Source organism: Alteromonas sp. AWM4_230 (assembly GCF_056158305.1).
This window is the reverse complement of the sequence record NZ_JBSWTB010000001.1, coordinates 2,626,036-2,650,943: the sequence shown is the minus strand read 5'-3', so window position 1 is coordinate 2,650,943 and position 24,908 is coordinate 2,626,036. Positions and strand designations below refer to the sequence as shown.

The 24,908-nt window shown below is 43.0% G+C and carries 25 protein-coding genes and 6 tRNA genes; 7 read left to right on the top strand and 24 right to left on the bottom strand.

Annotation, left to right across the window (positions count from 1 at the left end):
• Window positions 1-28: 28 nt before the first annotated feature.
• The 18 genes from ACXACS_RS11415 to ACXACS_RS11330 form a co-directional block, all read right to left on the bottom strand.
• Window positions 29-655, bottom strand: coding sequence for a LysE family translocator (locus ACXACS_RS11415; protein ID WP_474806648.1), 627 nt, complete (start codon window positions 653-655; stop codon window positions 29-31).
• Between the two features lie 12 nt (window positions 656-667).
• On the bottom strand, window positions 668-1,393 hold the full coding sequence (cobB, locus tag ACXACS_RS11410) for a Sir2 family NAD+-dependent deacetylase (RefSeq protein ID WP_474806646.1): 726 nt from the start codon (window positions 1,391-1,393) through the stop codon (window positions 668-670).
• Between the two features lie 124 nt (window positions 1,394-1,517).
• Window positions 1,518-2,348, bottom strand: coding sequence for a sulfurtransferase (locus ACXACS_RS11405; RefSeq protein WP_474806644.1), 831 nt, complete (start codon window positions 2,346-2,348; stop codon window positions 1,518-1,520).
• A gap of 121 nt (window positions 2,349-2,469) precedes the next feature.
• Window positions 2,470-2,967, bottom strand: a complete 498-nt coding sequence (tpx, locus tag ACXACS_RS11400) for a thiol peroxidase (protein WP_474806643.1) — start codon at window positions 2,965-2,967, stop codon at window positions 2,470-2,472.
• Window positions 2,968-3,041: 74 nt separating this feature from the next.
• Window positions 3,042-3,734 (bottom strand): tRNA-uridine aminocarboxypropyltransferase, encoded by a 693-nt coding sequence (locus ACXACS_RS11395; RefSeq protein ID WP_474809255.1) that lies wholly within the window; start codon window positions 3,732-3,734, stop codon window positions 3,042-3,044.
• 117 nt (window positions 3,735-3,851) lie between these two features.
• Window positions 3,852-3,937: transfer RNA gene (locus ACXACS_RS11390), tRNA-Leu, on the bottom strand.
• Window positions 3,938-3,996: 59 nt separating this feature from the next.
• Window positions 3,997-4,070: transfer RNA gene (locus tag ACXACS_RS11385), tRNA-Cys, on the bottom strand.
• Window positions 4,071-4,111: 41 nt separating this feature from the next.
• A tRNA-Gly gene (locus ACXACS_RS11380) sits at window positions 4,112-4,187 on the bottom strand.
• 169 nt (window positions 4,188-4,356) lie between these two features.
• A complete protein-coding gene (pgsA, locus tag ACXACS_RS11375; RefSeq protein WP_014979382.1) occupies window positions 4,357-4,929 on the bottom strand; it encodes a CDP-diacylglycerol--glycerol-3-phosphate 3-phosphatidyltransferase in 573 nt (190 codons plus the stop codon).
• A 122-nt stretch (window positions 4,930-5,051) separates the two neighbouring features.
• Entirely contained in the window at window positions 5,052-6,869 is a 1,818-nt protein-coding gene (gene uvrC, locus ACXACS_RS11370; protein WP_474806641.1) for an excinuclease ABC subunit UvrC, read from the bottom strand.
• 31 nt (window positions 6,870-6,900) lie between these two features.
• Complete coding sequence (uvrY, locus tag ACXACS_RS11365; protein WP_269917018.1) at window positions 6,901-7,545, bottom strand: UvrY/SirA/GacA family response regulator transcription factor; 645 nt, start codon at window positions 7,543-7,545, stop codon at window positions 6,901-6,903.
• Between the two features lie 180 nt (window positions 7,546-7,725).
• On the bottom strand, window positions 7,726-8,445 hold the full coding sequence (locus tag ACXACS_RS11360; RefSeq protein WP_474806639.1) for a pirin family protein: 720 nt from the start codon (window positions 8,443-8,445) through the stop codon (window positions 7,726-7,728).
• 237 nt (window positions 8,446-8,682) lie between these two features.
• Entirely contained in the window at window positions 8,683-10,092 is a 1,410-nt protein-coding gene (locus ACXACS_RS11355) for an aminotransferase class I/II-fold pyridoxal phosphate-dependent enzyme (protein ID WP_474806637.1), read from the bottom strand.
• Between the two features lie 350 nt (window positions 10,093-10,442).
• The gene (gene ovoA / locus ACXACS_RS11350) at window positions 10,443-12,557 is read right to left on the bottom strand and encodes a 5-histidylcysteine sulfoxide synthase (protein ID WP_474806635.1); all 2,115 of its coding nucleotides are present in this window, start codon (window positions 12,555-12,557) and stop codon (window positions 10,443-10,445) included.
• Between the two features lie 249 nt (window positions 12,558-12,806).
• Window positions 12,807-12,898 (bottom strand) — tRNA-Ser (locus ACXACS_RS11345).
• Window positions 12,899-13,298: 400 nt separating this feature from the next.
• A tRNA-Ser gene (locus ACXACS_RS11340) sits at window positions 13,299-13,390 on the bottom strand.
• A 181-nt stretch (window positions 13,391-13,571) separates the two neighbouring features.
• Entirely contained in the window at window positions 13,572-14,456 is an 885-nt protein-coding gene (locus tag ACXACS_RS11335; RefSeq protein ID WP_474806633.1) for a DODA-type extradiol aromatic ring-opening family dioxygenase, read from the bottom strand.
• 90 nt (window positions 14,457-14,546) lie between these two features.
• Entirely contained in the window at window positions 14,547-14,996 is a 450-nt protein-coding gene (locus ACXACS_RS11330; protein ID WP_474806631.1) for a DoxX family protein, read from the bottom strand.
• Between the two features lie 210 nt (window positions 14,997-15,206).
• On the opposite strand from ACXACS_RS11330, the gene ACXACS_RS11325 reads away from it, so the two are divergent.
• Window positions 15,207-16,112 carry a LysR family transcriptional regulator gene (locus tag ACXACS_RS11325; protein ID WP_474806629.1) on the top strand — a complete coding sequence of 302 codons (906 nt, stop codon included), beginning with the start codon at window positions 15,207-15,209 and terminating at the stop codon, window positions 16,110-16,112.
• 157 nt (window positions 16,113-16,269) lie between these two features.
• On the opposite strand, the gene ACXACS_RS11320 is transcribed toward ACXACS_RS11325, so the two are convergent.
• On the bottom strand, window positions 16,270-17,736 hold the full coding sequence (locus ACXACS_RS11320) for a DUF3360 family protein (RefSeq protein WP_474806627.1): 1,467 nt from the start codon (window positions 17,734-17,736) through the stop codon (window positions 16,270-16,272).
• A gap of 142 nt (window positions 17,737-17,878) precedes the next feature.
• Window positions 17,879-17,970, bottom strand: a tRNA-Ser gene (locus ACXACS_RS11315).
• 239 nt (window positions 17,971-18,209) lie between these two features.
• Here ACXACS_RS11315 and ACXACS_RS11310 point away from each other — a divergent pair.
• Genes ACXACS_RS11310 through ACXACS_RS11290 form a run of 5 tightly spaced genes read left to right on the top strand, consistent with a single transcriptional unit; the run spans window position 18,210 to window position 20,377 of the window.
• On the top strand, window positions 18,210-18,875 hold the full coding sequence (locus ACXACS_RS11310; RefSeq protein ID WP_014949619.1) for a Bax inhibitor-1/YccA family protein: 666 nt from the start codon (window positions 18,210-18,212) through the stop codon (window positions 18,873-18,875).
• Between the two features lie 56 nt (window positions 18,876-18,931).
• Window positions 18,932-19,321 (top strand): sulfurtransferase complex subunit TusD, encoded by a 390-nt coding sequence (gene tusD / locus ACXACS_RS11305; RefSeq protein ID WP_474806625.1) that lies wholly within the window; start codon window positions 18,932-18,934, stop codon window positions 19,319-19,321.
• Window positions 19,321-19,689: a DsrE family protein gene (locus tag ACXACS_RS11300; protein ID WP_474806623.1), complete on the top strand. Its 369-nt coding sequence runs from the start codon at window positions 19,321-19,323 to the stop codon at window positions 19,687-19,689. Before tusD ends, ACXACS_RS11300 begins: the two co-directional genes overlap by 1 nt.
• A complete protein-coding gene (locus ACXACS_RS11295; protein ID WP_474806621.1) occupies window positions 19,689-20,033 on the top strand; it encodes a hypothetical protein in 345 nt (114 codons plus the stop codon). Before ACXACS_RS11300 ends, ACXACS_RS11295 begins: the two co-directional genes overlap by 1 nt.
• Entirely contained in the window at window positions 20,030-20,377 is a 348-nt protein-coding gene (locus tag ACXACS_RS11290; RefSeq protein WP_370135783.1) for a TusE/DsrC/DsvC family sulfur relay protein, read from the top strand. The genes ACXACS_RS11295 and ACXACS_RS11290 overlap by 4 nt, the downstream gene beginning before the upstream one ends.
• Before the next feature lie 44 nt (window positions 20,378-20,421).
• On the opposite strand, the gene ACXACS_RS11285 is transcribed toward ACXACS_RS11290, so the two are convergent.
• Window positions 20,422-21,198: a hypothetical protein gene (locus ACXACS_RS11285; protein ID WP_474806619.1), complete on the bottom strand. Its 777-nt coding sequence runs from the start codon at window positions 21,196-21,198 to the stop codon at window positions 20,422-20,424.
• 364 nt (window positions 21,199-21,562) lie between these two features.
• Between ACXACS_RS11285 and ACXACS_RS11280 the strand changes: the two genes are divergently transcribed.
• Window positions 21,563-22,000: a host attachment protein gene (locus ACXACS_RS11280; RefSeq protein WP_474806617.1), complete on the top strand. Its 438-nt coding sequence runs from the start codon at window positions 21,563-21,565 to the stop codon at window positions 21,998-22,000.
• 87 nt (window positions 22,001-22,087) lie between these two features.
• Here ACXACS_RS11280 and ACXACS_RS11275 read toward each other — a convergent pair whose 3' ends face one another.
• The 3 genes from ACXACS_RS11275 to ACXACS_RS11265 form a co-directional block, all read right to left on the bottom strand.
• Window positions 22,088-22,792, bottom strand: coding sequence for an SOS response-associated peptidase family protein (locus tag ACXACS_RS11275; protein ID WP_474806615.1), 705 nt, complete (start codon window positions 22,790-22,792; stop codon window positions 22,088-22,090).
• 134 nt (window positions 22,793-22,926) lie between these two features.
• Complete coding sequence (locus tag ACXACS_RS11270) at window positions 22,927-23,118, bottom strand: alpha/beta hydrolase family protein (RefSeq protein WP_474809253.1); 192 nt, start codon at window positions 23,116-23,118, stop codon at window positions 22,927-22,929.
• An 83-nt stretch (window positions 23,119-23,201) separates the two neighbouring features.
• Window positions 23,202-24,890 carry an alpha/beta hydrolase family protein gene (locus ACXACS_RS11265; RefSeq protein WP_474806613.1) on the bottom strand — a complete coding sequence of 563 codons (1,689 nt, stop codon included), beginning with the start codon at window positions 24,888-24,890 and terminating at the stop codon, window positions 23,202-23,204.
• Between the last annotated feature and the right edge of the window lie 18 nt (window positions 24,891-24,908).

The window sequence follows — 24,908 nt, the reverse complement described above, 5'->3', positions numbered from 1 at the left end:
AAATGCCTGCTTGTGTAATAAACAAAAGTTAACCCAACACTAACTTAGCGGCTAACCCAACTAAAAGCACGCCCATCGCCCTATCCAACCAATAGCCTTTTTTACCAATAAGCTCGGCAACTTTACTTGTACTTAAAAGGTAGGAAAGGAAACAAAACCAAAGCCCGGTGGCAAATGCTAAATAGATACCATAACCAAGCTTTACGCTAAATGGCGTATCGATACTGATGATAGCGGTAAAAAGTGAAAGGAAAAACAGCGTTGCTTTAGGATTAAGTCCGTTTGTCAGAAAACCCATCCAAACGGCACGTTTTGCCGAGATTTGAGATACCTTTTTTTCCGTATCTACGTCTTGCTCCTGCTTTACAGGGCCGCTTCTAAGTGCACCGAAAGCAAGATAAAGTAAATAAGCAGCGGCAGCGTAGCTAAAAGTGGTAAAAAGCCAAGGCGTAGTCGCAATTACAACACTTAGCCCTACTAGCGAGTAAGCAACATGCAATAAGATTGCTAGCCCAATACCGATACTGGTATATATGGCGATACGTCTGCCATAAGCCACGCTGTTTCGAACCACCACTGCAAAGTCAGGACCTGGGCTGGCAACAGCCACAAGGTGTACCAGTGCAATGGTAAGAAATTCATTCATATACTGCATGTTTTGCGCCTCCTACAGCGCATATTTTGAAATCAATTCATCAACCCACTGCGGAACTATGCGCGAGGCAGGACCTGTAAGTGATTCGTCGAACAAGGCATTGGATACACCTGGCTCTAAATTCGCTTCTATTGTGTGAGCGCCATTTTCTTTAGCAATTTGAACAAAGCCAGCAGCGGGATACACATTACCCGATGTACCAATAGCTATAAACATATCGGCCTGTGAGAGTGCATCGTAAATTTCTTCCATATACATAGGCATTTCGCCAAACCAAACGATATCCGGTCGAAGGGTTACTCTTTTACAGCACGGACATTTAGTGGTGTGATCAAAACTCTCACGCCAATCAAAAGTTTGCTGGCTAATAGCACAGCGTGCCGACAATAGCTTACCATGCATATGATAAACCGATTCGCTGCCACCACGCTCATGTAAATCATCAACGTTTTGCGTCACCAACGTTAGTTTTTGACCGAAGGCTTTCTCTAGTTTAGCCAGCGCCGTATGTGCTGCGTTAGGCAAAACATCATTCTGTTGAAGCTGTGCCCGGCGCGCATTATAAAAGCGATAAACCAAACTAGGGTTTTGCTCGAACGCTTCGGGTGTAGCGACTTCTTCAACGCTGTGATTTTCCCAAAGGCCGTTATTATCGCGAAACGTTTTTAACCCAGACTCAGCGGAAATGCCCGCACCGGTGAGAATAACAATATTGGGTAAGGATTGATTAGCTGACATTGGGTTGTACTTACTCTGTTGCTGTAAAGCGAGTTATTCGGTTTTTCAATGAAGCTTACGATCATATGCTACTTAGGCATACATCGCACATAAATGATTTTAGTATTTCACGGCTTTTATGCTTTTACACGCCTTTGACTACCGGATACTGGGTATTAGCGCCCCACTCAGACCATGATCCATCATATACCGAAACTTGCGTAGCACCACACATAAGAGCTGCAACACCAATAATACAAGCGGTAACGCCTGAACCGCAGGTGCAGATAATAGGTTTACGCAAATCGACTTTTGCTTTTGCAAAAACAGCATTTAGCTCATCTATAGGTAAGAAATGGCCTTCTTTTATTAGCGTATCGAAAGGAACATTGAACGCGCCAGGCATATGCCCTGAGCGCACCCCTTCTCGGGGCTCTGAGACTTCGCCGTTAAATCGTGGACTACTTCTCGCATCAAGCAGTTGCGCTTCAGTATTTATAGCTTGTAGCACGGCGCTAGAGTTTGCAAACCACCCAGGTCGAGGTGTAGCTTGATAGGTTAATTTTCCATATTGCTGCTGTTCTGAAATGGGAAGCCCAGCCCCCTCCCACGCAGGTTGGCCACCATTTAATATATATACATCGTTATGTCCCAGTGCCTTTAGCATCCACCATACCCTAGGCGCAGAATACATACCTCGAGTGTCGTAAACCGCTATGGGTGTATTTGCTGTAATACCCTGATTGCCAAGATAAATAGCAAGGTCATCAGCTGAGGGCATACTGTGAGGTAAACCTGTAGTGTGGTCGCTGCCTTCGCTATCTAGATCAAAATCCACTGATGCAGGCAATACCATTGCCGTTCGTGTATCCGGCGTTTTTGACACAGGATCATCCATCAACGCTCTTACAAGCGTAACCGGTTTTTGTTGCATTGCATTGGCTAACTCGCCGACTGACAGCAATACTGATGCCATTACATCCTCCTGGAAAGCGCTCACATGAGTGAGCGCCTTGTAATACCGCGATAAAAACGAATCGGTTGGTATTGATTCACATTAACTATGTACTATTTCACTTAGTGACTAAGCGGCTTTCTTAGCTTAATGCAGCAATAGCAGACTCGTAATTTGGTTCTTCTGTAGTTTCTGCTACTTGCTCTGTATAAACCACTTTACCTTCAGTATCGATAACAACAACCGAGCGCGACAGTAAACCTGTTAGCGGTGCTGATTCGAAGGTTACACCGTAATCATCGCCGAAGGTTGAACGGAAGGTAGAACCTGTAAGTACATTTTCAATGCCTTCTGCGCCACAGAAACGGCCCGCAGCAAACGGCAGGTCGGCTGACACACAAATAACAGTTGTATTATCTAATTTAGCAGCTTCTTCGTTAAATTTACGCACTGACATTGCGCAAGTGCCTGTGTCGATTGAAGGAAAGATATTCAATACAACGTTTTTACCTGCAAGTTCTGACAGCGTTACTTCGCCCAAATCCGCCTTTACTAAGGTAAAGTCTGGTGCCGCTGTACCTACTTCTGGTAGCTGGCCCTTAGTTGTAACTGTGTTGCCTTGAAAAGTAACTGATGCCATTCGCTTTCTCCGTTTTTCATTAATATAAAATAGTGGATGTAAAACAATACTTTCGCAAATAAAAGTGACACTTTTTAGATGTTATCTTTAACCTGCGACTCTGCAAACGCGAGCTTATGCTGTAAATGGGGCTTACCTTTTAAGTATTCCCGCCTGAACACGCTAAAATAGTGCGCTAACGTTTGTGCCCCTTGCTGCTGCTCAGCTAGTGCCAAAACGCTAATACCTACTTCTGCGGTGCAATGTTGGAAATCATGGGTAGACTCTCTTAACAGATAGTCTGAAGCCACTTCCATGCTAACGCCCAACACAGGAAAATTATGCAGATAAGGACTTTTTACAAACATCTTCTTTGCTTCACGCCAGGTTCCATCCAAGAAAATAAATAGTAACGTTTTTCCAGTATTCAATGGTGGAGCGTCAATACAGCGTTCAGCTGCAGCATATTCGTGTGGAAATACCACAATAGGAAAGTATTTGTCGTCGCTTAGCAGTTTCAGCAACGCTTCATCAGGTTCCGTTCGTTTCCACAAAAACGCATGGTTGTCTTTAACCACATCTGCAATCAAACGACCTGTATTGGTAGGTTTATAGTATTCGCCTTTGTACATTAAGAACAAAACCGCCACGTCTGTGCCAGCTTCAGGCTTAAATTCACAAATACAGTTTTGCGTTGGAAGCAAACACGCATCACAGCGAATTACCTTGCTACCACGCGCGTGAAATGGACGTTCAGCACGAGATAGCTCGTCTAAACGAAGTGACATAACAGAATTCAAGATAGTACGTCTTTGCCAAAGATTTTTACGGATTTTACCATAGTAAAACGCAGTAAAAGAGCGAGATTGACAAAGTTTTGTATTGAATGAAAATGTGGAAGTAAATGGTGCCCGGGGCCGGACTTAACCGGCACGCTGTTACCAGCGAGGGATTTTAAATCCCTTGTGTCTACCAATTTCACCACCCGGGCATCGGGTTGCTTTTCAGCAAAGGTGTCAGGCGTAGAACCTGATGCTGCGTTGCAGCGTTTGGAGGCGGAACCCGGAGTCGAACCGAGATAGACGGATTTGCAATCCGCTGCATAGCCATTCTGCCATTCCGCCAGATGCGTCTGGCGCGTGATTAAAACTTATCTTCAAGAGATTGGAGCGGGAAACGAGATTCGAACTCGCGACCCCGACCTTGGCAAGGTCGTGCTCTACCAACTGAGCTATTCCCGCATGTCTTAATCGACCATTTCGTTTGGTTGATGTCCTCTCGAAATGTGGGGTGCATTCTACCTACCCATTCAAAACTGTCAACACAAAAAAGCGTTTAAATTGAGATAAATGCGGTTTTTTATGATCGTTTGCTATTTTTTTATTCACTTTGATTAAACCGCGATCAATTCTACTTTACTGCGCCACTTCGAAGGTGTGGCCACGCCGCTTTTGTATAAACAAACATTGACCAAATTGACAGCACTGCAGAGAAATATAAAAGGATATAACCCAAAGAAACCCAATAAATTGTTACGCCCATAAAAGTTTCTAACCCTGAAAGTAATCCAATTAAGGCTAACATTTGAGCAGTGGTTTTAGCTTTACCTATAAAAGACACTTTAACTGCGTCTCTTACTCCATTTGAACCCATCCATTCTCGTAATGCCGATACATAAATTTCACGCACCAAAAGCGCAATGGATGGCAAAGTGATCCAAAGGTTTGCATAACTATGTGTGATCATAAGAAGCGCGGCACCTACGATAAGTTTATCTGCCACCGGGTCTAAGAAGGCACCAAAGGGCGTAGATTGCTGAAGTTTTCGTGCTAAATACCCGTCAAACCAGTCTGTGATGGCCGCCAGCCAAAAGATAAAGGCCCCTGCTTCGTGCGCCCAGCGCCAATCAAGAAAATAAACAACCACAAAAACAGGTATAAGGATTACTCGAAATAAAGTAATACAGTTTGGAACAGTCCACATAAAAAGTACGTCTCGGTGTTATGCCTCTATGGGCGTTTTAGCGCAGTAGCTTTTAGCTAAGCTTCTTTCATTTCCACAACACATTACCTTAATTTGCAATGCATTGCTTGTTACTCAGTCATTTATTGATGAAGGTGGTCGTAAATAGTATCCGCCAGTTCTGGGCTAATGCCTGGTACACTTGCTATTTCATCTTTACTGGCCTTTTTAAGACCTTGTAAGCCTCCCATAAACTTTAACAACGTTTGTCTGCGCTTAGCGCCAATACCAGGAATACTTTCAAGGCTCGAGGTCGTTTTTACTTTCTGACGACGGTTGCGGTGCCCAGTGATAGCGAATCGGTGTGATTCATCGCGAATATGCTGAATAAGATGAAGTCCAGGCGAATGGCTATCCATGGGAAGCACTTGATGACTGCCCGCCAAAATCAAAGTTTCTAAACCCGGCTTACGGGTAGTGCCCTTTGCTACACCTAAAAGCATGGGCTTTTTATCATGAGGCCAGTCTTCAAAAAAAGCCTCAGCTTGGGCAAGTTGCCCTTTACCACCATCTATTAATAGAAGGTCTGGAATTTTTTGCACTTCTTTAACCGACTTGTAACGCCGCTTTAATGCTTGCGCCATAGCCGCATAATCATCTCCAGGCGTAATGCCTTCAATGTTATAGCGACGGTAGTCACTTTTATGTGGCCCTTCTCGATTGAATACCACGCAGGACGCCACTGTTTGTTGACCAGAGGTGTGAGAAATATCAAAGCATTCCATGCGCTGAATAGGCGTATCAACTTCCAGTGCCGCTTCTAGGTCTAGATAGCGTGCAAACACAGACTTTTGCTGGCTATATTGGGCATCTAATGCGGTTTGTGCATTTGATTGGGCCAGCTGTAGATACTTGCGCTTCTCTTCCCTCGCCCCTTTAAAGAAATGCACCTTGTGCCCTGCTTCACTGGCAAGTACGTCTGCAATAGCATCTTCGTCACTAAGTGTGTTGCTCAACACAATTTGTTTAGGAATGACTTTGTTGCCAGCTAAATAAAATTGTAGGAAGAAAGATTCGAAAACTTCTTGCTCGTCTGCCGTATTGGGTACTTTAGGGAAATATGCTTTGCTGCCTAGCAGTTGCCCTTCGCGAATAAACATAACTTGAATACAGGCCATATTGCCTTTGAACGCAAAACCAAACACATCCATTTCGTCTTGGGTACCGGCAACCCATTGTCGCTCTTGTACTTTCCTTAAGGCGTTTATCTGATCGCGATAGCGCGCGGCGGCCTCAAAGTTTAATGCTTCGCTGGCTTTTTCCATTTTGTCCACCAGCCCGCCAATGACTTGCTGGTTTTTCCCTTTTAAGAACAGGCGAGCAAAGTTGACCTGCTCTTTATATTCTTCATCGCTCACATAGCCTTCAACGCAAGGCGCGCTGCACCGTTGCATCTGATACTGAAGGCAAGGTCTGCTGCGCGCACGGTAATAGCTGTCTTCGCATTGACGAACAGGAAATATACGCTGCATAGAGCGTAAGCTTTCTCGAACCGACCAAGCACTCGGATATGGCCCGAAATATTCACCCTTTTTCTTTTGAGGGCCGCGATGGAAAGAAAGCCGAGGATGTTCGTGATCTGATAAAAAGATAAAAGGGTAAGATTTGTCGTCACGCATTACCACGTTGTAACGCGGCTTATACTTCTTAATGAAGTTGTTCTCTAGTAGAAACGCTTCGGTTTCACTGTTTACAACGGTGACATCCATGTTCGCAATCTGGCTGACCAACGAACGGGTTTTAGCGTTATCAAGGTTCGTACGAAAGTAACTTGATACTCGCTTTTTAAGGTTTTTGGCTTTTCCTACGTAAATAACCTCGTCCTGGCTGTTGTACATACGGTACACGCCAGGTTGAGAGGTTAAATTCTTAAGAAATGCTGCTGAATCAAATGCAGACATAATCACTTTGACGTTATGCGTCTAGTGACGCTTAAAAGGTATTAGGACTGATTAGCTTATGACGGTAGGCTAAGTGTGTTAACTCTACGTCAGACGTCACGCCTAATTTTTGGAACATGCGATAACGGTAGGTATTAACCGTTTTTGAATTGATGCTAAGTTCTCGAGCAATATCTGGCACTTTATGACCTTCGGTTAATCTCATGGCTATTGTAAGTTCTCTACTCGATAGCTCATCAAATGGATTATCCGAACTTGGCAATAACTTACTTATCGCAATGCTATTGGCCATTTCATTGTCGAGATACATTTGCCCCGCCGCCACTTTATGAATGGCAAGAATGACCTCATCAGGCTTTGCGTCTTTGGTAAGAAATCCAAACGCACCCGCTTCCATTACCTGCATAGGTATCGGGCTTTCTTTGTGCATTGAAACACATATCACCCGCGTATTTTCTGACATGCGAACAATTCTCTTTGTCGCTTCTAGTCCGCCAATACCGGGCATGTTCACGTCCATGAGTACCACATCTGGCGCATTTTTTCGGCACATTTGTACCGCATCTTCACCGTTACTCGCTTCATCAATAACAGTAAAATCTTCTACGTCTTCCAGAATCCGGCGTATCCCTCTTCTGACCAAATCGTGGTCATCTGCTAGGATTATTTTTATCACTCTAGTATCTCACTGACTTCAGTTTTCTAAACAACTAGGTTTAAGACTGTCAATTTTCGTTAATGATAACTATTAACAGCCTAAAACCTTATCACAGTCATCATACCACGAGATAAAGATTCGTGAAGTAGAGATACACAAATTGAAACTAAATTATTGATCTAGATTACTTTTAGCTAGTTAAATTGGTAAATCAAACCAAAGGGCAACCAAATCTTGAGATGCAGTAAGCGAAATACTATCTTCCTCGTAAATTCCAATAGCATCGCCAGGTACCAATTCAACGGCTTCAGGTGCACTTTTCACCGACGCTTTGGCCTTACCTGAGATTATATGAAGATACCCTTTTTGCCCTTCAGCATTTCGTTGCCACGCTTCTTGAGCTTTCAGGGTCAAGCGACTTATTGACGCATTCTGCTTAATCTTTAACGAACCATCTCTTCCGTCGCCACTTACGAGCAACTCCAGCTTTTCATTACCACCAGCACTACTACCGAAAGTTTTCTGGGTATAACCTGGGGTTCCCCCTTTTTCATTTGGCACAATCCAAATTTGGAGAAAGTTCACAGGTTCTTCACTTGAGGGGTTAAACTCTGAGTGCATAATACCGCGACCCGCACTCATCACTTGTATATCACCCGCAGGTACCACGTATTCATTACCCGTGTTGTCTTCGTGTTTCAAAGCACCGCTCACTACATATGAAATGATTTCCATATCTCTATGGCCGTGCGTCTCAAAACCTCTACCTGCCTGAACAATATCATCATTAATCACCCTTAACGCTGAAAAGCCCATGTGCTTCGCATCATAATAGTGCCCAAATGAAAAACTGTGTCGGCTTTCTAGCCAGCCAAAATTAACTTTTCCTCTCTCGTTCGCTTTTCTCAGGTACATCACTTTAACTCCTTAAACTTTTCTGCTCTTACAAAATCCCTTAATTAGCCACGAGCTATACTGCCGCTGAGATCTTGGTTGAGTTCATTTGCAATAAGATTAGTTTAATTCTTTTTAGTAGGAATAAAATACGGGATAATAGGGTTAGTTATTCTATTATTTAGAATGCTGTCATCGGTCATGCAAAAGGTCGATTAGAAACTTATTGGCGTGTAATTCAAACTAAACGGTAGCGAACAGTTACCACGTGAAGCACAAACGCTGCAGTGCGGTCTCTATAACCGCAGGATGGCAGGCCAAATTAAGCCTTATATGATTCGGCGCGCCACAGGGGGCTCCGTCGTTACCTACTACGCCCCGCTCTAGGCACTGTTCTACGTTTGCAACAGGTGAATAACGAAGAATCTGATCAGACTCCTTTCCCACCGAATCTTTTACCGTCGCCACAGAAGCCATGGGTTGTGAGATCTTCGAGGGAAATGAGGCGAGATCTAGCCAGAGAAAGTAGCCAGCGCTTCCCATAGTATAGCTTACGTTGATGCCGTAGTGCTTGAAGAAGCGAACAACTAGCTTTCTATTAAAGGCTAACGCACCTTTAACCGCGTCTAGCCAGGTGCTGCCATTCACGTAGGCGGCAATTAATGCAACTTTTCCTAAGTTAGTTGCATTAAGGTGTCGTTCATTGATGGCCTGGGCAAATCTTTCCCTTATCTTTTTGTCTTTTATAATCGCATACGACGCGCCGGGAATACTGGCTAAGTTGAAGGCTTTAGAGGCACTATTGAGGTGGATAATTCGCGGTGTGTGCCTAATGTTTTTACCTATTGTTTTATTTTGCTCACTTATTTCAGCTTCATTTGCATCTTCGCAATCAAGTTCACTGCCAAAGATAGGGATAAGAGTCGGCTCGTTATGTGAGTTAAAGGCAAATTCACTGTGTACTTCGTCAGTGATCAACAAAATATTGTGGTATGCGCAAAAATCCACGATTTTACGCTGTGCTGAAGCGCTTAATACTGTGCCAGTAGGGTTGTTGGGATGACAGATAACAAATGCTACTGCAGATTTGTCTAAAGCGTTAAGGTCTATGCCGTTAAAGGAATCATCAATACCCTGATGATTACTAGAGTGTGACCAAGCTACATCCGTATATTTTTCTTTAATGGTACAGACTGGCTGCCCTACCGGTATATATACAGGTTCTAAATTGTTGTTTTTCACCGTTTCGGTTATGGGTGAATAGGTAGGTGTTAACACCATCACCTTTTGTCCAGCTTTACAAAATGTTCGAAGCGCTACGTCTATTGCGCCAATAATACTGGCCACATCAACTACATCAGTGCTGTTAACATTAAAACGGCTGTATTTCGGTGAACTGCGCTCAAAACGTTTAGCCACTGCCTCACCAATATCAAGAGACTGATATCCATATGTTGAACGAAGGTTTTTTGTAACTGCACTTATAATGTCATCACAAGGCGGTATATCCATATCAGCTATCCACATAGCAATAGGCTCTTGCTGAGGATCTATGGCCGATGTTTGTTGAGAAACCTTGCTATAAAAGCTACGCAATATTGCTGAATACTTAAGCCGAGTTTGATCGCGTTTTAGATGAGCTGGGGCCTGCCACACATCTTTGTGAGGCATAAACTCATGCTCAAATGCACTGAACACTGGGAGTTGATTTTGCTCTTCGTACACCCTCGACTTACTCTCTACTTAATTTCTACTTACTCTCTACTTATGATTCTAAGCAGTATTTTGCCGTTTTGCTTGCTCTACTAATTTTGTTCTGTTGTGTTGCCATGTTGACTCGAGCTACGGAGCCTCTTGGCACTGTAACAAGCACAATGTGTTCTCAAACATTATTTAATCAGGTATTTATTTAAATAATAAGCAACTTCAGATATCAAGCCACGCTTTGTCTAGTGTTATAACCCAAAGCGCGGCCCCAAAACGAGGCCCAAAGCATGGCATAAGCGTCTTCTATCTAGCCTTTAATCACTTACCTTTTCAAATACGTTGAACTCGGAAAGCGTGTGCTGATATTTGCGTTTGGTTTCTCGAATGACAAACGGAAGTTCTGTGGGCTTGCCGACGCGCTTAAAGCCGCTACCTAGCGCATCTTCTAGTGCTTGCGTAGAGCTCAGTGTTTCACCGTTTTCATCTTTATAGCCCCCTAGCCACTCGCTTCTCTCCGTGTATTCCTCCAGCCAAGTAAAGGGGCTGGCAACTATAAGCAAACCGCCTTTGTTTAAACGTTTTGCCATATCAGCCAGAACTTTTTTAGGGCTATAGACCCTATCGATTAAATTCCCCATAAAGATAAGGTCGTAGCCCGTATACTGAGGCTTTAAGTTACACGCATCGCCCTGAGCAAAAGCGACCTTTTCGGCACTCTCTTCTAAACCTAAAGCAGAAAGTTTTCTTGCCTTAAATGACGTTAGTTCACCTTCTTCTATTAGGTTATAGCGGATCTCTCCACGCTCTTGCATATCAAATGCGGTTTTTATGAAGCGAGCAGAAAAATCAATGCCATCAACATGGTCGAAGTGCTTAGCAAGTTCAAATGTTGAACGGCCCACTGCACAGCCTAAGTCTAATGCTTTGCTGTGCTGACGCCCCTGCATATTGTCTATACAAAACTGAGCACTGGCTTTGGCGAAATTAGGCACACCATAGTATTCGTCGCCATAGTGAAACTCGCTGTATTGCGACACTTGCGTATCGCTTTCGTAATCAAAATCGTTCACTGCTATAACTCGCTTTCCTTGAACATATCTGAACCCGGCATGCTGAAAGAAATGACGCCTAAATGCGTAGCGACTGTCTTTCATTGCCTCGTTGCCTGTAGATACCCAGCTACCGCCTTTAATGAGGTTATGCTTATTATCATACGTTGGCGTAGTGAAGTCGTCGTACAGTGGATGCACTTTAAACCCTTCAAACGGATAGATTGGCGTTTCAGTCCACTGCCATACATTCCCTACTACATCGAAAAACTCGCCAGACTGATTAACATCAACTGGCTCACTCGAAGCATATTTTTGTAAAGCAATGTTGAAACCATCAGCATATACGGCTTGTGTTACACCAGCATGCTCGCGTAGCGCTTGCCATTCATTCTCAGTAGGCAGGCGAATAAGCGCGCCGTTCTTCTCACTTAAGTAATTACAAAAGGCTTTTGCTTCGTGATAATTAACGTCTACCGGCCAATCTAAAGGAAGTGAGTGTTCTTCAAGCATACTGCGATAGGCATAGTCATCGCCTTTTTTAACCCAAAACACAGGGTGCTGGGCTTGGGTATATTCTCGCCATTTATTGCCTTCAGCTTCCCAGTACTTCGCATTGTGATAACCGCCGTCTTTAACGAAAGCTAAATACTCACCATTGCTTACCAGAAACTTAGATGCACTAAACTCGCTTACAGATTCTTGCTGAGTTCCATATTCATTGTCCCAGCCGTAATAGGAATTATCCCAAGTTTTGTTATTTCTTACCGTTTGCGCTGGAACCGTAATTAATGCGTTATGATCAAGTTCTTCAGGCTTAGTGAGCATTGTAGGGCAAACAGGCCATTCTGAACTAGGTCGCACAGACGAAATAGGTAATTGCCTAATAAGTACCGACGAGGTTTCTAAATGAATGCGTTCGTGTTCTATTCCCATCACTAAAGGCCACATTGGGCTGTCCCAGTCGATAGGCATGCTAAACGGTATGGTATCTATAAGGTCGCATACCAAGGTGCGAACTTGATTTCGATATTGACGCACCTCTTCAACCTGCGGCCAATCGTAGTTTTCATCGTTGAGGTCATCCCAACTCATCTCATCAACACCAATAGCAAAGAGCGATTCAAACTTAGGGTTAATCCGCTCGTTGATAGCCTTTGAAAGCACTAGCTTATTGATAAAAAATGTGGCGGTATGGCCGAAATAAAAAATTAACGGATGACGCAGCTTTTCAGGTCGCTCGTTAAAGACCTCATCATTCACTAGGCAAGAGAAAAGTGATTCATATGTGTTGAATGAGTCGAGGAAATACGCCTTTATTTCCTGTCTTTTTTGTTCAACCGTGCCTTCCCAAAGATTAAGTGTGGGCATTGCCTGCATAATGTCCTCTTGAATTCTTGTTATTACTACCAACTGCGTAGGACCAGCGATACACGTGCACCGCTTTTATATGCCGTAATGATTTCAGTTGATTGTAAACCTTTTTATATATATCAAGCTTCTGTGAATAAAGCGCGACATAACTTGGTTTTTATGAAATGTTTTGTAATTACAAGATACAGACAGGATGAGATCAGAAAATATTTCACCCATAAAAAAACCCGCAACAATGTGCGGGTTTTCCTAATATGGCGGAGAGTGAGGGATTCGAACCCCCGGTGGGTTTGACCCCACGTCTGATTTCAAGTCAGGTGCATTAAACCGGGCTCTGCCAACTCTCCTGAAGTGGTGCTTATCTTAATGATTTACGTCGCCCTGTAAAGCATTAATTTCAATTAAATCAATCAACTGGTGAAATATTCACCTTTTCGCAAGAATAATAACCATCTTTATATATGATGCTCCGCGTTCTCATTATTTCGAAACACTTGCAGCATTAACCTAGTATAAATGAATGTAGAGCATGCTAAGAAGTTTTTTAAAGCTATTGAAGTTATTGCTTAAAAACTCCCACTAGTTCTCTATGCACATCGATAGATCATGATGTCCATAATAACAGTGTTTGCTTACCTTTGAAGAGTGTTGTTATGCGTAGGTTCAGTTCTTGGCTATAGCCGTGTATTAAAGCGAGTAAATTTAGCCCATAAAAAAACCCGCAGCAATGTGCGGGTTTTCGTAATGTGGCGGAGAGTGAGGGATTCGAACCCCCGGTGGGTTTGACCCCACGTCTGATTTCAAGTCAGGTGCATTAAACCGGGCTCTGCCAACTCTCCTTAAGTGGTGCGTATCTTAATGATTTCTGAGGGCCTGTAAAGCACTAATTGTAAGATTCCGGCCTAAGCGAACAATTGATAAACAAAGTGCTTAATAATTGGTAAAAGAACGCTCAGCATGGCTGTATTTCATACTACATTTCGTAATGCGAAACCCAATAAAATAGCTGCTAACGTGAAATTAGTAGTGCCAAACAAACATACTTGCTGGTTTACTAAGCAGTGTTAAAGAAATGGCTTTGTCAGCTGCTTTGAAATTTGCTCCGTAGCAAACATGCAGTGGTAACAGGTGCTCTTCTCTGGGATGGGCATATCGTGCGTCTGGGGCTTCGGCCCAATCGACTAATCTAGCTCTGCGCTCATTTTCACTGTATGCCTTGCTTTGCATTGTTGTTTGTAGCCAATTATTAAATCGGGTGGCTTTTTGCATTGTATCGCTGGCTTTGTCAAAAAAGACCTGCATATTATGAAAAGAAGAACCCGAGCCTAAAATCAGAATGTGTTTTTGCGATGAATTAGCCGTCGTAGCAGTTTCGACTGCTTTTCTCAGCGCTTTCCCTAATTCAATATGTTTGGTGGCATATAAATCAGACGTTATCGACACTTGAATACAGGGTACATCAGCCTTGGGATACATTATACTCAATGGGATAAACATACCGTGATCGAAACCTCGCTCATTATCACCCCGCGCCGTTATACCCTGCTCTTTCAGATTTGTAACTATTGACGACGCAAAACCTTTTTCTCCTTCGGCAGGGTATTTAATAGAGTACGCTGCTGGTGGAAAGCCATAATAATCATAAATTAATGATGGGCGCGGGTGTGTGGTCACACAGACTTCTGCTTCTTCCCAGTGGGCACTTATCACGATAATTAAATCTGGCTTTGGAAGTTCTATTGATAATCCTTTCAACACGTTAATCATTTCCGCGTGATAAGCTGGTGCATCCTCCTCACCTTTTGAAAGCATTTCAAGAAGCGGAAGCGGGCCACCTCCATGAGAGATATAGGCTGTTGTGATCCGCGCTGTGGGGTGAATATCTGACTGGGGTCGCTGTTGCATAGCATCGCTCATTGTTAACTGCAATTAAGGACTTGGCTTATCAGAAAGCCAGCTATAACAAGCTGGCTTCAATATCCTAGTTCGGTTGTTCTACTTATTCAGCTTATTGCTAATAAGGGTATCGATAGATAATTTTCCGCCACCTTGAATAGTCAATGCAGTCGTTGCAGCTAGAAGCGCAAGAGCAAATTCGTAACCGTTGTTGCTCATAAATAACCCATTAGGTGCATGCACGCTAAAAATAGCAATCACCATAGTAAAGGCGCTCACCAAAGCAGCAGGACGAGTAAGCAACCCAACTATAAGTGCTAGACCACCGAAAAACTCTGCGCTTCCAGCTAGTAGTGCCATTAAAAAACCAGGTGCTAAGCCTATGCTTTCCATCCACTGCCCGGTACCTTCCAAGCCATATCCGCCGAACCATGCGAAAAGCTTTTGCGCACCGTGAGCACTCAAAATAATGCCAACCGGAACGCGTAAAACTAAGCTAGAAACACTGTTGTTAGATGTAAAAATGCTTTTCAAAAATTGTTTATTCATTGCCATATCCTTAAAACCTTTGGTGACGAAAAGTCTCATGTTCGAAAATGTCTTAACTTAAAAATTAGAGCGCGCTGCTTGTACAATCTCTTAGTAGCGACTGCGCTAACCGTATGTGCTTAGAATAGTTACCAACAGCTATTGAATAAAGATGGCAATTATTGAATTATTACCAACACAATGTTGTTAATTAAATAATACGGGTTAAAAGTGGACAAATTATCTCTGTTGAAGACCTTTACCGTTGTTGCAAACGAGGGCAGCTTCACTAAAGCTGCAGAAAAGCTCGACACGTCAAACCAACTGGTAAGTAAATACATTGCAGAGTTAGAAAAGCAGCTTGATGCACGCTTATTTAACCGCACTACAAGAAAAATCCATTTAACCGAGGCGGGCCAACAATGCTTGCAACATGCTAATCATATCCTTGAAAGTGTAAGCGACATGGAAAGTCAGCTAGGTTTGCTAAGTACACAAGCTAAGGGAGTTTTATATGTCAGTGCTCCAGTTACCTTTTCAACACTGCACTTAGCCGACGCTCTCAGCGCGTTTCAACAAGCACACCCTAACGTATCGATAAACTTGCAGCTTAATGACCGAAAAATTGATGTGATAGACGAAGGGTTTGATATCGCAATACGTGCTGGCCACCTTGCCAACTCAACGCTGGTGGCCAAAAAGATAACAACTATTAAACTTGCTTTATGCGCTTCTCCTGCCTATCTGAAAAAATACGGTACGCCACTACACCCCAACGAATTAAAGCCGGAGCACTATCTTGAATATTCTTACGTGAATTATGAAAACGATAAGTCAATGCTGATTACAGCGTTAAAGGCAAACGCCCAGAAAGTGATGCCTAAACTAACTGCTAATAATGGAGAAGTGCTAGCTAATGTTGCTAAACAAGGTGAAGGATACGTACTTCAACCTACATTTATTGTTGGTGAAGCGCTTAAAAACGGTGAGCTCGTTTCCATACTAAATGAATTCGTACCGCAAGCAATTTCGTTGTACGCCGTTTACCCGCACAGAAAGCTTATCTCTAATAAACTCAGGGTTTTCATCGACTTCTTGTCAAACTACTTTGGAGATACACCCCACTGGGACGAATAGAGCGTAAACTAAAAAAAAGGTACGCGTAACCCTGCAAGCATCCTTAGGGTTAAGTTACCTAGCACGCAAGGGATAAAGACAACAGAAGAGGCAAGAGAGAGTTACGAAGGACATCAAACGGCGTGGAAGAAAGTTCCCACGCCGTATACTTTCAACACTACATTCTAAAGCTTTCCATTATTGCTGGTACACCAGGGAACATACCGATTAATGCCATAACCGTACACAGCACCAAGAAAGTAATACCAGGAATTACCCAGCGGCCTGCTTTACCTAAATCGCCAGCTCTGTCTTTACACCCAACTACACCTAAATTATCTAATAGCATAGTAAAAGACCACCCAAATACAGGGTTAACTAGTACAGATGAAATAACGACCAGTGCCGCAGATTGCGTTGTTTTACCTTCTCGCGTCATTTGCATACCCGCTTCCATTAACGGAAGAAACACGCCAACAATCAAAGCAACACAGAGTACTGGAGGCCAAATAGCTAAGTCCATAGGGTAACCCCATAGCGCGGCGACAACACATAATAGACCGGTAACTAATGCACCACCTGGAATTGGTCTGCGCGCAATAGATGCTGGGATAATATAGGTTCCCCACGATGATGAGATGTTACCCCCACCTAATAAGCTTCCTACCGCCTGACGGCTTGAAGCAGCAATCATGGTGTCATCGATGTTCATGTGAGCCTTTTCACTTTTCTTCGGGTAACTGAGCTTTTGAAACACCTGATGCCCCAAAAAGTCCGGCGACCACATCGACACAGCAAGTACAGCAAAAGGCAACACCGCAATGAAGTGCGACCAGTCTGGTAAGCCTAGTTTCCAACCAGTGTCTTCGCCCCACCAATAAGCAGGGTTTAAATTAGGCATACCGGGCGATGTCGTAAACTCAAACGGCGCACCGAAAGCAAAAGCTATTACTGCTGCCATTACCGCACCAAGCGGAATAGCCAACCAGCGCTTTTTAATATGCTCTAGCCATGCGTACATAAGAATAGTGGCGATGATCACTACAAAAGCTAGATAGGCCATATCGAAACTCTCTGCCCAAGCAAATAGCTTCTTAACCTGACCTGTAATACCTATAAAGCCCAAATATAACAATAACCCACCGCAAACACCGTTACTGGTAAGCTTTGCCAGTATGCTACCGCCCTTGGTTATGCCTAATATGAAACCAAACAAACCGATAAGCAGCCCGAGTGCCATGGGGTGACCACCAGAAGCAACGATAAGAGGCACCAGTGGCAAAAGCGGACCATGGGTTCCCGCCAAATTAGCAGACGGGTTAAGAAAACCTGAAATCAAAACAACGAACAATACGGCGGCGATAAGTAACTCGAAGCGTACGTTTTCAATAACAAACTCAGGGGATAACCCAAGTGGCGCTGCAAATGCACCAACTACAGCGGCAACCATAACTATTTTACCTATGGTTGCAGCCATCCCGGGTACAAAGTCTTCCCATTCAACGCGGTAGTCTTTACCGGGCAGGTTTAACCGCCAGCGTTTAGGAGAAAGTATTTGTAATTCGTGATTTAAATAGTCGTCTCGTGATTCAAAGCTACTACTTGGTTTGTGAAGATTTTGATAAGAAGAACTTTCTTGTGACACATAACACCTTTAGATTGCGCGAAGAAAACGCAAGCCTAAACATGTGAATGGAATGTAACAATGCGACTGTGGTCTTATACGAAAGTTTAACGTGGTAAACAGGCATAAAAAAACCCGCAACAATGTGCGGGTTTTCCTAATATGGCGGAGAGTGAGGGATTCGAACCCCCGGTGGGTTTGACCCCACGTCTGATTTCAAGTCAGGTGCATTAAACCGGGCTCTGCCAACTCTCCTGAAGTGCTGCGTATCTTAATGATATTTTTATGACTGTAAAGCGAAAAATTAAAAAATTTGGTTAAGTGCCCAGATTTCAACCAAATACGTTGTTTAGCACGTATAAAAGATGTTTTTATATTCACCTGACACCATTTTCATCTGAAACTACTTGAAAATGGGAACTAAAACCCATACAACATACACTAAATAATTGTGTACCATTTTGGTCATATCATAAGTCCTATTGGAGGAAACAATGGATCAACGTTCGATGTATTCAAGTGCATCTCAACCATCGGTATTGCAGACGAACAAGGTTCTACGCAACACCTATATGCTGCTTGCGATGACACTAGCGTTTAGTGCGGTTTGTGCTGGTATAGCAATGGCGGTAGGCATTTCTCCTATGATGTCTCTTGTTATGACTATCGGCGCATTTATTACTCTTTTTGTAGTCCAGAAAAAAGCAGATTCTGCATCTGGCATCTACTGGGTGTTTGCTTTCACCGGTTTAATGGGCGCGTCTTTAGGTTACACGCTTAATTTCTACCTAGGTGTAGCAGGTCCCGGCCTAATCATGGAAGCACTAGGTGCGACAGCCCTTGTGTTCTTTGCGCTATCTGGCTATGCCCTTACTACAAAGAAAGACTTCTCGTTTATGGGCGGCTTCTTGGTTGTTGGTTTAGTTGTAGTGCTTGTAGCCGCTATTGCGAACATCTTCTTCGCAGTGCCTGCGGTAAGCTTAGCGATTAGTGCAGCGATTGTGTTTATTATGTCTGGTTTCATTTTGTTTGATACAAGTCGTATCATCCACGGTGGTGAAACAAACTACATTCGTGCAACAGTTTCGCTATACTTGAACATATACAACTTGTTCACGTCTATCCTTCACCTTCTAGGTGCGTTTGGCGGCGACGATTAATTTAGCGTTAAAGGTTGAAAAGATAAACACCCCTTAACCGGGGTGTTTTTATTTGTATGGCAGAATATTCAGTACTTATCACATCATCACCGTTTCAAGGCGATACAGCGTTGCGCGCCCTCGCCTTTGCGCAAGGTGTTATTGATAATGGTGATGTAATAAACAACGTTTTCTTTTATAGCGAAGGTGTACACCACACTAATAACTTAATGCTAAAGACGGGCGACGAACTCTACGCACTAGATAGCTGGAAGACTCTGGCAACTGAACACAAAGTAAAGTTACTCGTATGCATTACCGCTGCCGTTAAGCGAGGCATTGTGAGTGAGGTAGAGGCGAACGAAAATGGTTTGTCTCAGGCCAACTTAACCGCGCCTTTCGAGCAAGCTGGCTTAGGCGAGTTCTTCGCTGCGCTCCATGATTGCAACAGGCTGGTACAATTCTAATGGCGCATTTACTTATTAGGTTTACGCAAAGCCCTTTTTCCAATGCAAAAAGCCAAGATGGTTTAGATTTTGCGCTTGCTGCAACAAACTATGGGCACGATGTTAAAGTGCTTTTTGAAAACCAAGGTGTATTGCAGCTTGTTAAGGCAGCGTCTACCAAAGAGCTGAAAAATCACACCAAACGTTTAGCTAGCATGCCATTTTTCGATATAGAAGAATGCTTTGTGTGTAAAGTGAGTGCAGATACCTACGACATTGACCAGGTTCTTGCTAATACCAGCTTAGTTGATGAGTTAGACTGTGAGTGGATAACCCCAGAAGAAAAAGTCGCGCTTATCCGAAGCGTAGATCATGTGGTGACATTCTAATGCTTATTACTATTTCAACGCCAAATTTGAGCACTGAATACAAACAGCTTATTGAAGCCACCTTTCAGCAAGCGACCTCTGCATATGTAGTATTCGTTGGTGATGGCGTTTATGCCCCTACGTTAAACACCGCGTTTTTTGAGCAGTTGGCCAATACGTTAAAAAGCACGCTAGAGAGTACGACAAAAGGCACGGTAAAAGACAAGTCAACGCTAAGCTTGTCGTTCTTGAGTACAGATGCGGCTACTAGGGGCGCAAATCTGCCTGAACATTTTAACCCAATTTCCTACAAAGAACTTGCTGCAATATCAGCGAAAAATCAGCACTGGATACCCCTTTCATGACACAAGAAACCTATAGCTTCAATTATAAAGGTCAAGCGATCCCTACTGACAAAGCCGGGTATTTACTTGACTATACCCTTTGGGACGAAGGTATGGTTGAGCTACTGGCGCAAGAAGAGAACATTGAGCTAACCGAGGCGCATTGGGAAGTGGTGCGTTTTGTGCGCGCATTCTATGAAGAATACGAAACCAGCCCAGCAATTCGTGCTTTGGTGAAAGCCATGGCCAATAAGTTTGGGCCAGAAAAAGGTAATAGCCGCTACCTGCAGCGACTCTTTAAAAAAGGCCCGGCTAAGCAAGCCACCAAACTGGCTGGGTTGCCCAAACCTGCTAAGTGCTTATAAAGCTGGTGTTGAAAAGGCCAGGCATACATTAGTTCTGTCTTCCGTCAATCGCACCGTTCCGGAAAAGAGTACACTGTCTCTGTACAAGGAGTCTGGCCCATACTCGCATAGCAAGTACGCATACTCACTGTTCTTTTGCAAATACCTGGAGAAAGGGGCTCTAAAATATTTGAAGAGTCTAGACCAGGACCGACATAAGCCCCCCAATATTGGTTTTTTGCCTGGTTTTTAGCAAGTTCTCTTCGGCACTGCTCGTCGTCAGTAATGGTATTAGTTAATTCATCTATTTTACCATTTATAAATGCTAGAGCATGGGTCATCCCATCAATTTTAGACGTTCCTCTCTCTAGGCTTAGTGTTACCGAATTTAAATTATATTTATGATTTGTAGAGAGTTCCGATAAAAAACCAAGTCTAAAAACTAAGCTATCTTCAGCGTCACCAACAATAGCAATGCTAGACTCTTCACTTAAATCACGATAAACATTAAGGTCTACTGAATGCCCATCGATTTCAATCTCTAGACCAGTCAATTCCTCACCTTTACCTAAATCATTAAGATCCAAATTTTTACCGTTAACGTGTTCTATAATACTGCTTTCAATTTGATTGCTAACTACTTTTTGCCCCTTTACTCCATTGTAGTATTGAGAGACAACATAGCATGCGGCTGATGTTCTAGATGATGATTGTGAAAGTGAGGCAAAAGAAGTCGTTTCAGGGCTTTTAAAGGAGTTCGGCTGCCCGGGTTCAATCATAGTCGTAGCATTCGCTATTACGGGTAAGAATAGACACGCCGCTAATATTCCGATTTGTTTCATTGAAAAGTCCTTATTTCTTAATTCTTGTAGCAATTAATGTAGACTGCGCCCCCCCTTCATTCAATATTATTTCTAAGAAACAATACATTACGATTTAATAATTTATACTAACCTTATAGATTAGGCATTAATTTGCTTCGTCATAATTATTATTCGACCAGAGCTCTTTGCACGGTTTGAAGACTGATTCAAAGTAGCTATCACAAGCGCCACCCCGTTGTTATTTTTCTTAGCTTTGGTGTTGATATTGCAACACCCCTTTTACATTAGCGTTTTATTTCGGGTTTTAGGCACATTTTTCATACTTGCCATTAGAAAACACCATAAACGTGAATGTTTTACATAAAAGGACATAGGAGGCTGTATGACAGTTCAGAAACACTACGTAATTGTGGCTAACCACGACGACGCCACAGCTTACACCTATACCAACCACGGAAGTGCGCTTGTTGAAGTAAAGAAATGGCACAATGAGTTTAGCGGCGCGAGTGACCAAGATATTTATACGGATAAACCCGGTAGACAATCGGCTCCCGCTTCGCAAGTGCCGGGCGTTGATAGCATGAACCGAAAAAATGCCGCAGAACTCGAAGATGAACGATTTGCCAGCGACATCGCAGAGTGGCTGGATGGTGAGCGTAAACGAGGTGCGCTAGGCTCAATAGATATTATTAGCGGGCCGGGGTTTCTTGGAAAATTGCGAGGCGGAATGTCATCTCAATGTTCGGACGTTGTCGATAAAGAGGTGAAAAAGAATGTTTTAGGCGCGGACGAGGAAACCTTACTTTCCTACCTTAAATAAAACGTTTTCCTGTAAATCTAAGATTAGAGGCGGCTGTGATTAAGGCCGCCTTTATTTTATTTGTATGCGCGATTTGATTAAAAAGTTTTAGTCAGCCTTTAACATATTAACTTCACCCATTGCCTCGGCACTCTTAAACGTCTTTACTCGCGTAACTTCAAGGTCGGTATAAATACGAGGGGTATTCAAAATATACTCTACCTCATTATTTAATGAGCCTTGTTTGTCAGCGGTTAGCCATGCATTAATAGCGTGACTATCGTGAGGAAGAAAGCATGGAATGGATTTCTCGTGATACTGACTAAAGCCATCTATTGGCGGACGCGTCACCACTGCACAAGAATATAATCCGTTACTAAACCGCCGGTATACCGCGCCAATAAGCAATGCTCCGCTGGTGGGCTTCATTAGATAATGTGCTTTACCTTTTCCAATTGGATTTGACTCCCCTACTGCCGTCGCTACGACTATCGCGCGTCGTTCTCGAATAAACTTTCCCCAGTAAGGGCTATCTAAGTTACGGGCATTGAATGTTGTTCTATTCCCAACTTCTAACTTATCGCCTACGGGCTTAGCATCAAACCACCATGTCGCATCTATGGTGCTATCACCAGAAACAATCAAATTCGTAATTTGTCGTTCAGGTGCTTTTCCAAATGCAGGATAAAAGTTAATGACATTGCTTGTAGAAGATTCGTTGATGAAAAGTGGAATGGTTTGTGTAAGCCCGACTTCTTCAAGTAGCGCTATAACGTCTGGTGAGTCAGTAATACGTTGTATAAATCCGCACATGGGGCCTCTTTGCTAAGATGGCTTGGAAAGTTAGATTGTTGATAGAACATATCGCAAAGATAACTTAGCTAACAAAAAAAGGAAATGGCATTCACCATCTCCTTTTTAAATAAAGAACAAACTTTAAACACTATTTATTGAGCTGTGTATTTATCAAAAAACTCAATCATCTCAGTCCAACGCTCAACGTTGTTTTCTTCTTTATAAAAACCGTGAGCTTCGCCAGACTTCATCATCCACTCGTACGGTTTATTTTGCTTTTCTAGCTCATCGCGTAGGGCAAAAGCATGCTCTTTTGGTACACGAACATCTTCCTCGCCTTGAATAATGAATACAGGTACCTTAACTTTATCGACGTTTTTAACCGGAGACTGGCTATCGTCATCAGGCAGTACGCGATTTAAGTAGTTTATACCACTTTGAGACTCTGGAATATCACCGGCTTTTTCATGAGCGCTAAGTCATATACACCTACAAAACCTACAGTACACTTATATAAGTCAGGCTCTCTAATGACACTTTGCAGCGCTGCATAACCGCCATACGAAGCGCCGTAGACACACATTCTATCCTTATCAACAATTCCTTGCTCAACAAGATAATTAACGCCATCGGTCATATCGTCAATCATTAGTGTTCCCCAAGACTTGAAACCTGCTTTCAGAAATTCTAAGCCATAGCCTCCTGAACCTCTGAAATTAGGTTGAAACACTGCATAACCGTGAGCAGCCAAGACTTTAGCATCTCCTCGCATTTCTGTTAGCGTATCTTTTATACCGTGAGGACCACCGTGTGGGTGCATTATTAAAGGAAGGTTTTTGGATTTACCGACAGGTAACGTAAGAATACCCGATAATTCCTGACCATCTCTTGCCTTATAGGTAACAATTTTAGATTGGGGCATATCAAAATCGTTTAACCATGGTTTCGTATCAGTGAGTTTTTTTAACTGCTTTTTATTTTTATTAAACAAATAAAAAGCCGTGGGTTGATTAATCCCGCCAACTTCTACAACCATCTTCGAGCCGTCATACGTCGAAGATGTGATAGACACTACACTGTCCTTAAACGCTTGACGTAAACTAGCTAAAATTCGTTGTTCACCTGCGTTCTTTACTTCGCTAAAGTAAGTTGCACCAAGGTCTTTATATTCATATTCTGCGCCTATGACTTCTTGCACTTGCCCTCTAACTTCGTGCAAGATAGGTAATACATCAACTTTGTCATGGGCCGCTAAAACCGTATGGGTTTTAGTATCAATGTTATAGGTTGCAACAGCAGCTGTATCAGTTTCAATAGTACTGATCCCCACTAACGTTTTATCGTCAGCTAAAAATACGAACGGATTGAAAAACGAACCAAAGGATTCCGACTCAAATGCCACTCGCCAATCGTCGTCTACTGAACTTCGAACCATTAGCGTTACTTTATTATCTTCGTTAGGATCTGAGCTCGTCATTGCCAAAGCTTCACCGTTGCTGTTGGTTATGATTCGTAAGCTATCTCCTGTGGATTTATACATACGCAGCGGCATTCTACCCAACGATGCTTTTCGTCCATTGCTAACCTTCATTTTATAAAGGTCTAAAAAGGGTTCTTTTGTCGACCCTTGAACACTAAAAACCACTATAGCGTCTGGATCGTCAGGCAAAAAGTCAACAACCTGAGAATAGCGAGTGTCACCACTTTTAGAACGGTAGCCAGTAAGTATTACGTTATCACTACCATCTGCATTCATTGCTATCAGCTCACCTGTAGGAACAGGTTCCTCTAGAGAGCCCACTTCGCGTTCCATGCCTAATAACAAACGCTCATCATTTAACCAGTTAAAGGTACCAACTGATTCTTTACCTCGCCCTTTAGTAACCGACTCAATTTTTTGCTTCTCGATATCAAGTACTGTAAGGAAGACAATGCCATCATCATCTCTCGAAGTAGAAGCAAGATATTTACCATCTGGGGAAATCTTTATATCCAAATATTGAGAATGCTTTGCAAAGCTCTCTAAAACTGGCGTATTTACATCAGCATTCGCTGAAAACGTAAAAGCAAGGCTTCCCAAAATGACCGTTTTCAGTAGTTTCAAACGCGCTTTCATTTTTTAATTTTCTCCATG

What these genes read in the sequence shown, in the direction of transcription:
- ACXACS_RS11415 (WP_474806648.1), bottom strand. Translation starts at nt 655, where the DNA reads ATGCAGTATATGAATGAATTTCTTACCATTGCACTGGTACACCTTGTG.
- cobB (WP_474806646.1), bottom strand. Translation starts at nt 1,393, where the DNA reads ATGTCAGCTAATCAATCCTTACCCAATATTGTTATTCTCACCGGTGCG.
- ACXACS_RS11405 (WP_474806644.1), bottom strand. Translation starts at nt 2,348, where the DNA reads ATGGCATCAGTATTGCTGTCAGTCGGCGAGTTAGCCAATGCAATGCAA.
- tpx (WP_474806643.1), bottom strand. Translation starts at nt 2,967, where the DNA reads ATGGCATCAGTTACTTTTCAAGGCAACACAGTTACAACTAAGGGCCAG.
- ACXACS_RS11395 (WP_474809255.1), bottom strand. Translation starts at nt 3,734, where the DNA reads ATGTCACTTCGTTTAGACGAGCTATCTCGTGCTGAACGTCCATTTCAC.
- pgsA (WP_014979382.1), bottom strand. Translation starts at nt 4,929, where the DNA reads ATGTGGACTGTTCCAAACTGTATTACTTTATTTCGAGTAATCCTTATA.
- uvrC (WP_474806641.1), bottom strand. Translation starts at nt 6,869, where the DNA reads ATGTCTGCATTTGATTCAGCAGCATTTCTTAAGAATTTAACCTCTCAA.
- ACXACS_RS11355 (WP_474806637.1), bottom strand. Translation starts at nt 10,092, where the DNA reads ATGCCTCACAAAGATGTGTGGCAGGCCCCAGCTCATCTAAAACGCGAT.
- ovoA (WP_474806635.1), bottom strand. Translation starts at nt 12,557, where the DNA reads ATGCAGGCAATGCCCACACTTAATCTTTGGGAAGGCACGGTTGAACAA.
- ACXACS_RS11335 (WP_474806633.1), bottom strand. Translation starts at nt 14,456, where the DNA reads ATGCAACAGCGACCCCAGTCAGATATTCACCCCACAGCGCGGATCACA.
- ACXACS_RS11330 (WP_474806631.1), bottom strand. Translation starts at nt 14,996, where the DNA reads ATGAATAAACAATTTTTGAAAAGCATTTTTACATCTAACAACAGTGTT.
- ACXACS_RS11310 (WP_014949619.1), top strand. Translation starts at nt 18,210, where the DNA reads ATGGATCAACGTTCGATGTATTCAAGTGCATCTCAACCATCGGTATTG.
- tusD (WP_474806625.1), top strand. Translation starts at nt 18,932, where the DNA reads ATGGCAGAATATTCAGTACTTATCACATCATCACCGTTTCAAGGCGAT.
- ACXACS_RS11300 (WP_474806623.1), top strand. Translation starts at nt 19,321, where the DNA reads ATGGCGCATTTACTTATTAGGTTTACGCAAAGCCCTTTTTCCAATGCA.
- ACXACS_RS11295 (WP_474806621.1), top strand. Translation starts at nt 19,689, where the DNA reads ATGCTTATTACTATTTCAACGCCAAATTTGAGCACTGAATACAAACAG.
- ACXACS_RS11290 (WP_370135783.1), top strand. Translation starts at nt 20,030, where the DNA reads ATGACACAAGAAACCTATAGCTTCAATTATAAAGGTCAAGCGATCCCT.
- ACXACS_RS11285 (WP_474806619.1), bottom strand. Translation starts at nt 21,198, where the DNA reads ATGAAACAAATCGGAATATTAGCGGCGTGTCTATTCTTACCCGTAATA.
- ACXACS_RS11280 (WP_474806617.1), top strand. Translation starts at nt 21,563, where the DNA reads ATGACAGTTCAGAAACACTACGTAATTGTGGCTAACCACGACGACGCC.
- ACXACS_RS11275 (WP_474806615.1), bottom strand. Translation starts at nt 22,792, where the DNA reads ATGTGCGGATTTATACAACGTATTACTGACTCACCAGACGTTATAGCG.
- ACXACS_RS11265 (WP_474806613.1), bottom strand. Translation starts at nt 24,890, where the DNA reads ATGAAAGCGCGTTTGAAACTACTGAAAACGGTCATTTTGGGAAGCCTT.